The 12916-nt window shown below is 36.4% G+C and carries 13 protein-coding genes; 8 read left to right on the top strand and 5 right to left on the bottom strand.

Annotation, left to right across the window (positions count from 1 at the left end):
• Positions 1 to 24 precede the first annotated feature (24 nt).
• From BUA71_RS08685 to BUA71_RS08675, 3 genes are all read left to right on the top strand, one after another.
• The gene (locus BUA71_RS08685; protein ID WP_072878724.1) at positions 25 to 2280 is read left to right on the top strand and encodes a helix-turn-helix domain-containing protein; all 2256 of its coding nucleotides are present in this window, start codon (positions 25 to 27) and stop codon (positions 2278 to 2280) included.
• Between the two features lie 136 nt (positions 2281 to 2416).
• Positions 2417 to 3082 carry a ribulose-phosphate 3-epimerase gene (rpe, locus tag BUA71_RS08680; RefSeq protein ID WP_072878722.1) on the top strand — a complete coding sequence of 222 codons (666 nt, stop codon included), beginning with the start codon at positions 2417 to 2419 and terminating at the stop codon, positions 3080 to 3082.
• Positions 3066 to 4037: a YpdA family putative bacillithiol disulfide reductase gene (locus BUA71_RS08675; protein ID WP_072878721.1), complete on the top strand. Its 972-nt coding sequence runs from the start codon at positions 3066 to 3068 to the stop codon at positions 4035 to 4037. The genes rpe and BUA71_RS08675 overlap by 17 nt, the downstream gene beginning before the upstream one ends.
• Before the next feature lie 262 nt (positions 4038 to 4299).
• Here BUA71_RS08675 and BUA71_RS08670 read toward each other — a convergent pair whose 3' ends face one another.
• Positions 4300 to 4650: a DUF488 domain-containing protein gene (locus tag BUA71_RS08670; protein ID WP_072878720.1), complete on the bottom strand. Its 351-nt coding sequence runs from the start codon at positions 4648 to 4650 to the stop codon at positions 4300 to 4302.
• A 104-nt stretch (positions 4651 to 4754) separates the two neighbouring features.
• Positions 4755 to 5120 carry a hypothetical protein gene (locus tag BUA71_RS08665; protein ID WP_072878719.1) on the bottom strand — a complete coding sequence of 122 codons (366 nt, stop codon included), beginning with the start codon at positions 5118 to 5120 and terminating at the stop codon, positions 4755 to 4757.
• 322 nt (positions 5121 to 5442) lie between these two features.
• On the opposite strand from BUA71_RS08665, the gene BUA71_RS08660 reads away from it, so the two are divergent.
• On the top strand, positions 5443 to 6453 hold the full coding sequence (locus tag BUA71_RS08660; RefSeq protein WP_072878717.1) for an LLM class flavin-dependent oxidoreductase: 1011 nt from the start codon (positions 5443 to 5445) through the stop codon (positions 6451 to 6453).
• On the opposite strand, the gene BUA71_RS08655 is transcribed toward BUA71_RS08660, so the two are convergent.
• Genes BUA71_RS08655 through BUA71_RS08645 form a run of 3 tightly spaced genes read right to left on the bottom strand, consistent with a single transcriptional unit; the run spans position 6450 to position 7784 of the window.
• The gene (locus BUA71_RS08655; RefSeq protein ID WP_072878715.1) at positions 6450 to 6695 is read right to left on the bottom strand and encodes a CBU_0592 family membrane protein; all 246 of its coding nucleotides are present in this window, start codon (positions 6693 to 6695) and stop codon (positions 6450 to 6452) included. The genes BUA71_RS08660 and BUA71_RS08655 overlap by 4 nt on opposite strands.
• Before the next feature lie 3 nt (positions 6696 to 6698).
• Complete coding sequence (locus tag BUA71_RS08650; RefSeq protein ID WP_072878713.1) at positions 6699 to 7190, bottom strand: MarR family winged helix-turn-helix transcriptional regulator; 492 nt, start codon at positions 7188 to 7190, stop codon at positions 6699 to 6701.
• Positions 7191 to 7247: 57 nt separating this feature from the next.
• On the bottom strand, positions 7248 to 7784 hold the full coding sequence (locus BUA71_RS08645; RefSeq protein ID WP_072878711.1) for a hypothetical protein: 537 nt from the start codon (positions 7782 to 7784) through the stop codon (positions 7248 to 7250).
• 230 nt (positions 7785 to 8014) lie between these two features.
• Here BUA71_RS08645 and BUA71_RS08640 point away from each other — a divergent pair, with 230 nt between their 5' ends.
• The 4 genes from BUA71_RS08640 (at position 8015) to BUA71_RS08625 (ending at position 12874) form a co-directional block, all read left to right on the top strand.
• On the top strand, positions 8015 to 9205 hold the full coding sequence (locus tag BUA71_RS08640; protein WP_072878709.1) for a dicarboxylate/amino acid:cation symporter: 1191 nt from the start codon (positions 8015 to 8017) through the stop codon (positions 9203 to 9205).
• Between the two features lie 436 nt (positions 9206 to 9641).
• Positions 9642 to 10541 carry an AraC family transcriptional regulator gene (locus BUA71_RS08635; protein ID WP_072878707.1) on the top strand — a complete coding sequence of 300 codons (900 nt, stop codon included), beginning with the start codon at positions 9642 to 9644 and terminating at the stop codon, positions 10539 to 10541.
• A gap of 224 nt (positions 10542 to 10765) precedes the next feature.
• Positions 10766 to 12085, top strand: a complete 1320-nt coding sequence (locus BUA71_RS08630) for an L-fuconate dehydratase (protein WP_072878705.1) — start codon at positions 10766 to 10768, stop codon at positions 12083 to 12085.
• A 15-nt stretch (positions 12086 to 12100) separates the two neighbouring features.
• Entirely contained in the window at positions 12101 to 12874 is a 774-nt protein-coding gene (locus BUA71_RS08625; protein WP_072878703.1) for an SDR family NAD(P)-dependent oxidoreductase, read from the top strand.
• Positions 12875 to 12916: the final 42 nt, after the last annotated feature.

Below are 12916 nucleotides of genomic sequence, written 5' to 3'. Positions count from 1 at the left end.
AGTTGCAATTTTCTCCTATTGGTTATGACTAAAATTTCTACCGAAAAGATCGAGCTTGCGGCACAATTTGTAAATTCCACAGCCAGTCATATCTTCCTTACAGGAAAAGCTGGTACAGGAAAAACAACCTTTTTAGGGGATTTAGCAAAAGCAACACACAAAGATTTTGTAATCGTAGCCCCTACCGGTATCGCCGCCCTAAACGCCAAGGGAGTCACTATTCACTCCCAGTTTTTATTTCCGTTTGGCACATTTTTACAGGACAGCATAAATTTTAAACAACCGCCACAAGGAAATTTCTATACGCGGACTCAATTAGCCCGGAGACATCCTTTAAACAGCGCCAGAAAACAAGTTCTTAGAAATATAGATTTACTTATTATAGATGAAATAAGTATGGTGCGTGCAGATTTGCTAGACGCCATAGACTACAGGTTAAAATCTGTGAAAGGCAATTTTAAGCAGGCTTTTGGCGGTGTTCAGCTACTCATGATTGGTGATTTATTTCAATTACAACCCATTGTTAAAAATCACGAATGGGAGCATATAAAGACTTTTTATAAAAGTCCGCATTTTTTTGAAGCTTCGGCTTTAAAGTCGGCTGGCTTTATTTATATAGAACTTGATAAAATCTTTAGGCAGGAAGACCAGCGATTTATCAATATCCTTAACAACATTCGCAACAACAATTGCCAGCGTAAAGATATAGCTGTATTGAACAGCTACTTTTCTTCTAAGGCTTTACAGGAAAAAGAAGAAAATGCCATTACCATTACCACCCACAATTATAAGGCAGACGGTATTAATAAAAAAGCACTGGATAAATTGCCGGCAGAATCACATTTTTTTGAAGCAGAAATAAAGGGTGATTTCCCGGAGAACATCTATCCGCTACCACAAACATTGGAGTTTAAAAAAGGAGCGAAGGTCATGTTCATTAAAAATGACAGCGAAGAAAAGCGTTATTACAATGGAAAACTTGCTGAAATAAATGAGATTTCTTCGGAAGGTATTACTGTGATTACAGAGAGTGGAGAAGAGTTTTCGCTGCACAGGTATTGCTGGGAAAATATTAAATACAACATTGATCCTAAAACTAAAGAAATTAAAGAAGAAGTCATTGGTAGTTTTGAGCAATATCCCATAAAACCGGCCTGGGCGATTACCGTACACAAAAGCCAGGGGCTCACTTTTGAAAAAGCTATTATTGATGTAGAACAGGCTTTTGCTGCCGGACAGGTTTATGTCGCTTTATCCCGATTGCGCTCGCTGGACGGGTTGGTTCTAAGCAATAAAATTTCTGAAGCTGTAATCTCCAGTGATAAAGATGTAGTGAATTTTTCTGAAAGCAAAGCAAAACAACCGCCTTTAAAAGATCGCTTAAAGAACAGTCAAATGGATTTCCTAAAAACGCTGTTGCTCAAAAGCTTCGATTTTACTGGAATTACCAGTCAAATTGAATACACGCAAAAGAAGATGGCCGGGAAACTGGAGTTTGAAGACGAAGCTATGAGAGAGGCGCTTCAGCAATTAAAAGAAAACTTTGGTTCTGAAAGGGCAATCACTAACCGGTTTAACCGGCAAATTGAACAATTATTGCAAGAAAACGAACAGGAAAAATTAGTGGAAAGAATAGAAAAAGGCAGTAATTATTACCTTGAATATTTATACAAACGAAATAAAGAACTTCTTATACATTTAAAGGAAGTGGCGCAATTATCCCGCACCAAAACCTATAGGAATTACCTGGCAGAAATAGACCAGGTTATCTCAAAAAAGATAGAACAAGTTCAGAAATCCACTTTTGTTTGCAGGTGTATTTTAGAAGGAAAAGAAATAAAACGGAACGAAGAATTAAGAACTTCACGCCGAAAAAAAAGACTGCTACTTCTGGACGAAGTAGCAGCATATATAAAAGCCAATCCAAAAAACCTCAAGAACAAGTCGGGTCGCACGCGCAAGAGTTCAACTAAAGGGGAAACTTATCAAATTACGTTCAGCTTATTGAAGCAGGGCTTTAATGCAGAAAAAATAGCTGAAAAGAGAGGTTTCACACTAGGCACTATAGAAGGGCATTTGGCAAGAGGAATTACTTCAGGAGCATTAAAAATTGAAAACTTAATGGAGCAAGCGGATATTGTGGATTTAGAAGCAATTTTTAAAAAGAATCCAGATTCAGGACTTTCAGAAATATATCAGAAAACCGGTGGCAAATATAGCTATGGCAAGCTAAGAATGGTAGCCAATGCTGTGAAACAACAAAATGCTAACACAGCGTAAAAGAAGAATGAGGAATGCTTTAACCATGTTTTTAGTTTTAATTTCTCTCCTACAACAAAGCAGTTATAAGTCACACAACAGCACATAAATTACATTTAATCTTGTTACTTTTGCAAGCACAAACACAACTTATTTTATGACAACGAAATTAATTGCCCCCTCAATTTTAGCCGCCGATTTTGCCAATCTTCAGCGCGATATTGAAATGGTAAATAAAAGTGAAGCAGATTGGTTTCACATAGATATTATGGACGGCGTTTTTGTACCCAATATTTCTTTTGGAATGCCTGTACTTGCAGCCATCTCTAGGCACGCAAAAAAAACCATAGATGTTCACCTTATGATCACCGATCCAGACAGGTACATTGAAGATTTTGCCAATTTAGGCGCGACTAATCTTACTGTGCACTATGAAGCTTGTACTCACTTGCATCGCACGCTTCAGGCTATAAAAGCAGCGGGAATGAAAGCCGGTGTGGCCATAAACCCGCATACCAATGTAGATTTATTGAAAGATGTGATTAAAGATATCGACTTAGTATGTGTAATGAGTGTAAATCCCGGTTTTGGCGGCCAAAGTTTTATTGAAAACACTTACCAAAAAGTACAGCGTTTAAAGGAAATCATTGTAACCAACAATGCTCCTACCCTAATTGAAATTGACGGTGGGGTGACCAATAAAAACGCTGCCCAACTTGCAAAAGCGGGAGCCGATATTCTCGTTGCCGGTAGCTTTGTTTTTAAGGCCGAAAATCAAATGGAAACAATAAAAGATCTTAAGACACTTGCAAACTCAAAATAATACTTACGACGTTATTATTATTGGTGGCGGCCCTATTGGCATAGCCTGCGGATTGGAAGCCCAGAAAAAAAACCTTTCTTATCTTATTTTAGAAAAAGGTTGCCTGGTAAATTCTTTATACTATTATCCTACCAATATGACCTTCTTTTCTACTTCAGAAAAACTGGAACTGGATAATATTCCGTTTATTAGTAACAATCCCAAGCCCAGAAAAGCAGAAGCTTTAGAGTATTACCGCCGTATAGCGACTTCCAACGAAATCAATATTAATCTATTTGAGAAAGTGACCAGGGTTTCTTCTCATAATGGTTTGCATACTTTAAACACTACGCAAGGCGAATACACGGCAAAAAACGTAGTAGTAGCCACCGGGTTTTACGATATTCCCAATTATCTAAATATCCCCGGGGAAGATTTGCCAAAAGTTGCCCATTACTATGGCGACCCGCATTATTATGCGACTTTAAAAACCATTGTTGTTGGTGCGAGTAATTCGGCTGTAGATGCCGCTTTAGAAATATTCCGTAAAGGCGGGGATGTAACAATGATCGTAAGAAAAAAGGAGATTGGTCCTCGTGTTAAATATTGGGTAAGGCCAGATATTGATAACAGGATAAAAGAAGGCAGTATAAAAGCATATTTTAATGCCAACCTTAAAGAAATTAAGGAGAAGGAGGTAATTATTGAAACTGTGGAAGGAGAAAAAACCCTGGAAAATGATTTTGTGTTAAGCCTTACCGGGTACAGGCCTAATTTTGAATTTCTCAAAAAAATGGGAATTAATTTATCTGAAGATGGTCGGAAGATTCCGCAATACGATGAAGCTACTATGGAAACCAATGTAGAAGGAATTTACCTGGCCGGCGTAATTTGCGGTGGTGTAGAAACCCATAAATGGTTTATTGAAAATTCCCGGGTCCACGCAAAAATGATTATGGAAGATATTGCTGAATAATTTGATCTTCCGGTAAGTTTGTCATTGCTTCTTGCTTAGATTTAATGATTTTTACAAACTATTAATCTTAACCACAGAGACTCCAAAATAAAAAAACACTAAGAATGTCCTGGTGCATCTTAGTGTTTTTCTGTTTTAGTCGCAAATAAGTTTGCGTCATCAGCGTTCTATAGGAACTTTAAATATTCGTGAATTGGTGTCTAAAAAATTAGTATAGAAACTTTTATCCTTAATCTCTTGTTTGGAAATAGCTAATCGAATTTTATAAATTTTCAAGAAAGTCTTTTAGCACAACAGCATTGTTGTGCTCTTCATCCTTAGAGCCATAAAGCAACAAAAGACTTTTTCGTTTATCTACTTCTTCAAGATCTTTTTTTATTTGATCCTTTTGATCTTTTAATTCCTGCTTATATTTCTTTTTAAAATCACTCCAATTTATCTTATCATCGTGAAATTTATCCCTTAAATCGTCACTGGGTGCCCAGTCTTTAAACCATTCATCTAAATGGGCTTCTTCTTTGGATATGCCCCTGGGCCAAAGTTTATCTACAAGAATTCTAACCTCGTTTGAAGATTTTTTATTTTCGTGAATTCTATCTACAGTAATATTCATAATAGTAAAGTTTAATTAGATAATGATTCGTTCTCTTCATTAATTCTGAAATTACAGATAAAAATTGCCTTATAAAAATACGGTTCCAAATTTCTTTTAAAAGCTTATTTATTCACAAGAACAACTTCTGAAGCATCTAACTCACTATTGCGCTTAAGTAATTTCCCATAAAATTCCAGATCATTTTTATTATCCTTAAAAGATTTGTCCAGCCATTTAACTGCTTTCTTAACCGGAAATTTAAAAACTTTAATTTTAGGATAGGTGTTTGGTGATTCGGATTCGTCTGTACCAATTTCTATTTGTTTTTCCTGTTTATTGTAATAAACAAATTTTGCCAAAAAATTATGCTTAATTAAGCTAATAAATTCTTCGGGCATTTCTTTACAGGTTTCGCACTCTTCAACATATTGTTGTACCAATTTCTTTAAGGAAATTCTAATTTCCTGATCGTTTAAATAAGTTGCCATAGGTGTTAAATTTTAGTGGTTTGTTGGCTAAATTATAGGATACCGCAACTACTAAAAACTATTTATAGCTAGTTTAACTCAAAGCTTTAAAAATTTCTAAATATTACAGTAATATTTTTAGCATAAAAACACTCGAAAACCTTTTATAATAACGGATTAGGAAATATAAAGAGTAATAAGATTAACTTTCTATTAATCTTATATTTTTAGTGCTATTTAGATATATCCTTTTGTAAGGAATTATGATTAATTTCGGCTATTGCAGGACGGTGGGTTGTTGTATTAGCAATTGCCACTGACAAATAAAACAAACTAATTAGTAATGTCTGTAGATCTTAGCAAAATACCTTATTCCATCCTTGAACTTGCGACAGTAGGAAAAGAAAGCAACGTAAAAGAAACCTTTAAACAAAGCCTTGATTTAGCACAAAAGGCCGAAGAAATGGGTTATACCCGATTTTGGTTAGCAGAGCATCATAATATGGTTAGTATTGCAAGTGCGGCAACATCTGTACTTATTGGTCATATTGCGGGTGGAACCAAAAGCATTAAAGTAGGATCTGGTGGGGTTATGCTACCAAATCACTCTCCATTAATTGTTGCTGAACAATTTGGAACGCTGGGAAACCTATACCCAAATAGAATAGACCTTGGATTAGGAAGGGCACCGGGAACAGACCAGGTGACCGCACAGGCCATTCGGTCTGACCGGATGAAATCGGTATTTAAATTCCCGGAGGAGATTAAGGAAATTCAGCAATATTTTTCTGAAGATAACAAAAATGCTAAGGTTCGTGCCGCAGTGGCCGAGGGGGTAAACGTACCCATTTATATTTTAGGTTCGAGCACAGATAGTGCACATTTGGCTGCTAAACAGGGCTTACCTTATGTCTTTGCAAGTCATTTTGCCCCGTCGCAATTGCACGAAGCCCTGCATATTTACCATAATAATTTCAAGCCTTCCCAATATCTGGAAAAACCTTATACCATTGCAGGTGTAAATATTATCGCAGCAGATACTACCGCGGAAGCCGAGAAAATATCAACTTCCCTAATTCAAATGATGTTGGGAGTGATGAGTGGCAATATCGATTATATGCAACCTCCGGAAGAATTTACCAATGAGCACCGCCAAATTTTAGCACATCCGCAATTTCAACGTATGGTGAAATATGCATTTATAGGGGATGCCTCCACAGTAAAACAAAAAACCAGGAATTTTATTGCCGAAACAGGGGTCAATGAAGTGATGGCTGTTTCCCATATTTACAACCATAAGGATCGCATTAAGTCTTTTCAAATTTTTTCAGAAATAATGAAAAATAAAATTTAAGATCTATTTACATTTTGAGTCTTAAACAGGGAGAGAATTGCAATTCCACTCCACATGGCATTGGTTATAAATGAAGGCATCGCGCTGTAGTAATAACAGTTTAAAGCTACCAGGGCACCACCAAAAAGGTTAAGGTACTTACAAGTCTTAGTAAAATCCCGTTGTTTGGAAAGCGTTAGACTATAAGATAAGATGATAAAAAATGATCCGCTCCAGCCGAGGAGGTCCATTGTGATCGTCATAAATTATTTTTTGTGTTTTTCAAGAAGTCTTTCAGAGCGTTCTCTAAAGTCTTCGTCTGCAATATTTTCTTCTAATATTTTTAATTCCTCGAGAATTCTTGTTCGCTCTCCCATAATTTCCTGTACCGCTTCCCTACCGGCTTTCCAGTAGGCTTCAAATTCGGGGAGCTTTTCTTTAGCTTTTTTAGAAAGCTTTAGTTTATACTTCCTTTTATCTTCAGGATCTTTAAAGGAATCTATATAGCCTTTCTTCTTCATTTTATCCACCAATTGTACAATCGCGGGATGTGAAAGATTTAAAACCTCGGCAATTTCCATAATGGTCAAAAACTCATGCTTTTCCAATAGAAGGAAAATCATATGCCAATTAGGTTCAATTTCTAAATCGTGATCGCGATAAAATTGTTTGGTGGAATAAATAAAAGAGTCACTAAGCCGTTTTAGCCTGCCGGTAAGTCCATTTACCTGCATTTCAATAAGAAAGTCTGATTTCATAATTTTAGTTTTACACCGTAAAGGTAAGCACTTACGTAAATATTTAAAATTTTTGATTTATTCTTTATAAAAATTAGATTCATTATTTAGACTAACCACATATTTACTACTCGCGTTATTTAAATTAACAAAACCTATCCTGTAAGATTTATATTGTTTTAAAAGCATGCTTTCTAAAGGATTTATATCGTTATGAATATTTATTTCCAGCCACTTTAAATCATAACCTTGTTTAATTTTAGCAAGCATTAACTCCACAAACTTCTCTATTTCTTCGGAAGTAAAATCGTGATCTTGATACAGTTTCAGCTGAAGCTTTGCGCGGTGAGCTTCAACAATATCACTTAGGGCAACAAATCCCATTTGCCAGTTATCTCTTGTTAATTTAAAATATTGGGTCTCTTGAATATTTTCATCAAAATTATGTTGAATATTAAGATGATTAAAGAGTTTTATAAGTCCTGCATTAAAGGAGACATCATCAATACAAAGACCTGAAGGTCTATTTAAAAATAAGCCTGCCAAAGAGCCTAAATCCTTCAATTGCAACTCCTCTACTTTTAGGTTGCTGTTTAAATTTCTTTCTACAATCATATCTCAGAAAATCAAAAATTATACTACTTCATAAGACTTAAAATATACGTAAGTGCTTACGCAAATATACAATAAATTTTATGTAAGCACTTACCTTTATTTTGAGAAACTATTGTTAAAAGTTTAGTCTAAAAAAATTGATGCAAGAATATAATTTGCAGACATTCCTTGTATCTTCGCGAGCCTGTTTTGAATACATTTTCCCTATTTCTGTTTAAGCAAATTTTATAATGAAAAGTATATTCTCCAACCTACTATTTAGAGTTTTTTTAGCAATTATTCTTGGAATTGTCTTTGGACTCTATTTGCCCGAATCCATAAATAGAATCTTCACGACTTTTAATACAGTTTTTGGTCAATTTTTAAATTTTGCAATTCCGCTAATCATTCTGGGGCTCATCATGCCCGCCATCTCAGACCTGGGCAAAGGAGCAGGGAAATTACTATTACTAACCGCGGCAATAGCTTATGGTTCTACACTTTTTTCTGGTTTTATGACTTATTTTTCCGCTTCCAATATTTTTCCCAGCTTACTGGAGTCTCACGCAAATGCCGCAGCTAATGTCACCGAAACCGGAAAGCAACTAGAACCTTATTTTAGTATAACCATTCCCCCGGCTTTAGATGTGATGTCTGCATTGGTGCTGTCATTTTTGATTGGTTTAGGCCTTGCCTACCAGGAGAAATCCAGCCTAAAACTGGTTGTGAAAGACTTCCAGACGATCATCATGCAACTAATTGAAAAAGTAATCGTTCCCTTACTACCGTTATTTATTTTGGGCATATTTACTAGCATGGCCTATAGCGGACAAGTGTATTCCATACTATCGGTTTTTGTAAATATTATAGGTGTTATTTTTGCCTTGCACATACTTCTGTTGATTCTTCAATATATTATTGCATCTTTTTTCGCCAGGAAAAACCCTTTCAAATTACTACTAAATATGATGCCGGCTTATTTTACGGCACTGGGCACACAATCTTCGGCCGCAACCATTCCGGTAACCTTAGAGCAGGTTCAAAAAAATGGTGTTTCAGAAAAAATAGCAGGTTTTGTAGTTCCTTTGTGTGCAACTATACACCTGTCTGGCAGTATTATGAAGATTACTGCGTGTGCGATGGCACTTATGATTTTAAATGGAATGCCATTTAGTTTTAGCTTATTTGCCGGCTTTATATTTATGCTGGGAGTCGCGATGATCGCGGCACCGGGAGTTCCGGGAGGGGCTATTATGGCTGCTACCGGCGTCTTGCAGTCTATGTTAGGCTTTAACGAAGAAATGCTAGGCTTAATGATCGCTCTTTATATCGCAATGGATAGCTTTGGTACAGCCTGTAATATTACGGGAGATGGCGCTATTTCTTTGGTTATAAATAAAATCACAAAACAGCAAAAGATAACAGTTGATAACGTGAATTAAAGACGGGTTTAGGAGTGAAGGTTTTTTGAATATACCCTGTTCTTAAAAGATGACTTAAAAACCTGGAAATGTGGCTTCGTATTTAATTCTGGCTCCTCGCCTGAATTATTTATTAGGTAATACGTAATTTATTTCTTTATCATATTTCATTTCTGACTTCTTACGCATAACAGGAAAGCTATTTCGCTAGGCCTTAATTCTGTATATCTATCTTTTAAATTCTGCTTCAGAAGAACATTAAAATCATTAATAAAACTTAAAATCAGCTACTTACACAAAAAAGAGGATTAATCGCCTTGCATTTTTTGTATTCTATTGTTTAGACATTTCACAAACCTACTGGGTTCACTAAATTAATTGAGAATATTAACCGCTGGTCCTCATAAAAATAACTATGTTTATAATCTTTAATACTATTAAAATTATATTTGTTTAAATGAAGCTTCACTTAGTAGATAGAAGAAGCCGTAATAATCGTTCCTTTACGGTAAGTCACCACAATTACCCTTCTTTACTAAAGGTATGGCATTATCATCCCGAGATAGAGCTGGTATTTCTGCTTAAAAGTACAGGAACTCGTTTTGTTGGCGATAGTATTGAAACTTTTGAACCGGGTCAACTTGTACTACTTGGAGAGAACCTACCGCATATGTGGCTTAATGACCCAGAGTATTACGAAAAAGAATCTCAATTAAAGGCTGAAGCTATTGCGGTACATTTTAAACTCGATTTTCTAGGGCCTGAATTTTTTAATTCTCCAGAACTACTTAAAGTAGCCGACTTATTAGAGAGAGCCCGCCAGGGGATATTATTTCACAAGCCTAACGAAGAAGTTAAAACAATAATGTGGGAACTACTTAGCGCCCGGGGTATTGAACGACTCACAAAACTATTTACGTTGCTAAACCTACTCTGCAATACAACTTCTTATGAGTATTTGTCTAGTGAAGGCTTTATAAATTCTTTCAATCAAAAAGATACTAATAATTTAAAACAGGTTTACGAATATATCTTTAAAAACTTTGACGAACCAATTCAGTTAAAAGAAGTGGCAGAAATAGCACGTATGAATCCGGCAGCTTTCAGTAGGTTTTTTAAAAAAATTCATAAAAAAACTTTTACCAGATACCTAAATGAAATAAGGATTGGCTACGCCTGCAAACTTTTGATAGAAGAAAAACATAAAATTATAGCCGTATGCTTTGATTGTGGATTCACAAATATTTCTAACTTCAACAGACAATTTAAGCTTATTCGTGGCATGACTCCAACGCAGTTTCAAAAATTTTATAAAAACAACCATCTAAACAATAGTTTAGGAATTGGAGTGAAATAAAATAACTGGAATTGACGATGCTATTTTGTGCATTAACAAGAAAAAAAAACAGCTATAGCTAAAAATAGGTTTTTTCAGGAAGTAAAGATGCAAAAAAGCAAGTCAAAATGGTATAGTTAATTCGTACCATTTCCTTAGGGCAAAAAAAGCATCATTAAACGTCCATGAGTGCAAAGAACAAGAGAAAAGTTTATACTAAGTTTGTTTTAGTTAACTTATAGAACATGCACGATAAAACGCTAATCACCGATATTGAAGTAAAAGACGTACGCTTTCCCACCAGCAAGGCACTGGATGGTTCAGATGCCATGAACCCAGATCCAGATTATTCCGCAGCTTATGTCATTCTTAAGACCAATCACCCAGAACACATAGAAGGCCACGGCCTAACCTTTACCATAGGAAGAGGAAATGAGCTTTGCGTAGCAGCAATACATTCCTTATCTCCTTTAATTTTAGGCAAAAGTCTGGAATCCTTTACCCGGGATATGGGAGCCTTCTGGAAAATGATTACCGGAGATAGCCAATTGCGTTGGGTAGGACCAGAAAAAGGGGTAATTCATTTGGCTACAGCGGCCCTGGTGAATGCGGTATGGGATCTTTACGCAAAAGTAGAAGGAAAGCCGCTTTGGAAACTTTTGGCAGATATGTCCCCGGAAGAGTTGGTCTCCTGCATCGATTTTACTTATATTACAGATGCCATTACCCCACAAGAAGCCCTGGAATTATTAAAAGCCAATGAAAGCTCAAAACAAGAGCGTATTGATAATTTACTGGAAAAAGGCTATCCAGCTTATACTACTTCGGCAGGTTGGTTGGGATATCCAGACGATAAAATGAGGCAGTTGTGCAAAGAGGCAAAAGAGCTTGGTTTTAAACATATGAAGATAAAGGTAGGTGCCGACCTTCAAGATGATATTCGAAGAGCAACTATTATTCGCGAGGAAATAGGAGATGACTTAAATCTAATGATGGATGCTAACCAAAAATGGGATGTCGATGAAGCTATAAAAGATATGGAATCGCTGAAACAATTCAACCCATTATGGATTGAGGAACCCACGAGCCCAGATGATATATTGGGTCATGCTAAAATTGCCAAAGCCGTAGCTCCCATAAAAGTGGCGACCGGAGAGCATTGTCAAAACCGCGTAATTTTTAAGCAACTAATGCAAGCCGAGGCCATGGGAATTTGTCAAATAGATAGCTGTAGGGTTGGCGGTGTCAACGAGATTCTGGCAATTATGTTAATGGCAGCAAAATTCGAAATACCGGTATGCCCTCATGCAGGTGGCGTAGGATTATGCGAATATGTACAACATCTCTCCATGATCGATTATATTGCCATTAGTGCGACGAAGGAAGATAGGATTATTGAATATGTAGATCATTTGCACGAGCATTTTTTAGATCCGGTGGTTATAAAAAACGGAGCGTATATGCCACCAAAGATGCCCGGCTATAGCATTAGCATGAAAAGGGATTCTTTAGAAGCTTATAGCTTTCCAAATGGCGAAATGTGGAAAGATGAAGGGAAAAATTAATTAAAAAAATATAAGATGAAGTTCAGTTTAAAAGGCAAATCAGCAATTATAACCGGTGGCGGAAGCGGAATTGGCAAAGCAATTTCTAAAACTTTCGCCCAACAAGGTGCCCACGTCCATATCCTGGATTTAGATAAAGAAAATGGACAGGCCACGGTTAAGGAGTTGGAAGGTAATGGGCTACAGGCAACCTTTCATCTTTGCAACATCGCTAACAAGCAAGAAACTGAGAAAATAATTAATGCGCTTGGAGAACAAGGTCAAATAGATATCCTGGTCAATAACGCCGGAGTGGCCCACGTGGGCAATATTGAAAATACTTCGGAAGCAGATTTGGATAAATTATACAATGTCAATATCAAAGGTATTTACAACTGCACCCAGCCCAGCATCAAGTTTATGAAAAAAACCGGAGGTGTTATTTTAAATATGGCCTCAATTGCCTCTTCAGTAGCAGTGGCCGATAGGTTTGCATATTCCATGACCAAAGGAGCAGTATTGACCATGACCTATTCCCTTGCTAAAGATTATGTAAATGACAATATTCGTTGTAATTGCATTTCTCCCGGAAGGGTGCACACCCCATTTGTAGATAACTTTATTGCTAAAAATTATCCGGGAAAAGAAGATGAAATGTTTAAAAACCTCTCTAAGACCCAACCCATTGGGCGAATGGGAAAACCTGCAGAAATTGCAGACCTCGCATTATTCCTTTGTTCTGAAGAAGCAAGCTTTGTTACGGGATCAAACTATGCCATAGATGGAGGATTTGTTACTCTTAACGGTTAAAGATATATCAAATACTTAATGGTCTTTTTAGGCCTTTACTCA

It is taken from the genome of Salegentibacter echinorum, from assembly GCF_900129445.1.
Classification (GTDB): domain Bacteria; phylum Bacteroidota; class Bacteroidia; order Flavobacteriales; family Flavobacteriaceae; genus Salegentibacter; species Salegentibacter echinorum.
Note: the sequence above shows the minus strand (reverse complement) of the source record. Positions and strands in the feature narration are given on the sequence as shown.

What these genes read in the sequence shown, in the direction of transcription:
- BUA71_RS08685 (WP_072878724.1), top strand. Translation starts at nt 25, where the DNA reads ATGACTAAAATTTCTACCGAAAAGATCGAGCTTGCGGCACAATTTGTA.
- rpe (WP_072878722.1), top strand. Translation starts at nt 2,417, where the DNA reads ATGACAACGAAATTAATTGCCCCCTCAATTTTAGCCGCCGATTTTGCC.
- BUA71_RS08670 (WP_072878720.1), bottom strand. Translation starts at nt 4,650, where the DNA reads ATGAATATTACTGTAGATAGAATTCACGAAAATAAAAAATCTTCAAAC.
- BUA71_RS08665 (WP_072878719.1), bottom strand. Translation starts at nt 5,120, where the DNA reads ATGGCAACTTATTTAAACGATCAGGAAATTAGAATTTCCTTAAAGAAA.
- BUA71_RS08660 (WP_072878717.1), top strand. Translation starts at nt 5,443, where the DNA reads ATGTCTGTAGATCTTAGCAAAATACCTTATTCCATCCTTGAACTTGCG.
- BUA71_RS08655 (WP_072878715.1), bottom strand. Translation starts at nt 6,695, where the DNA reads ATGACGATCACAATGGACCTCCTCGGCTGGAGCGGATCATTTTTTATC.
- BUA71_RS08650 (WP_072878713.1), bottom strand. Translation starts at nt 7,190, where the DNA reads ATGAAATCAGACTTTCTTATTGAAATGCAGGTAAATGGACTTACCGGC.
- BUA71_RS08645 (WP_072878711.1), bottom strand. Translation starts at nt 7,784, where the DNA reads ATGATTGTAGAAAGAAATTTAAACAGCAACCTAAAAGTAGAGGAGTTG.
- BUA71_RS08640 (WP_072878709.1), top strand. Translation starts at nt 8,015, where the DNA reads ATGAAAAGTATATTCTCCAACCTACTATTTAGAGTTTTTTTAGCAATT.
- BUA71_RS08635 (WP_072878707.1), top strand. Translation starts at nt 9,642, where the DNA reads ATGAAGCTTCACTTAGTAGATAGAAGAAGCCGTAATAATCGTTCCTTT.
- BUA71_RS08630 (WP_072878705.1), top strand. Translation starts at nt 10,766, where the DNA reads ATGCACGATAAAACGCTAATCACCGATATTGAAGTAAAAGACGTACGC.
- BUA71_RS08625 (WP_072878703.1), top strand. Translation starts at nt 12,101, where the DNA reads ATGAAGTTCAGTTTAAAAGGCAAATCAGCAATTATAACCGGTGGCGGA.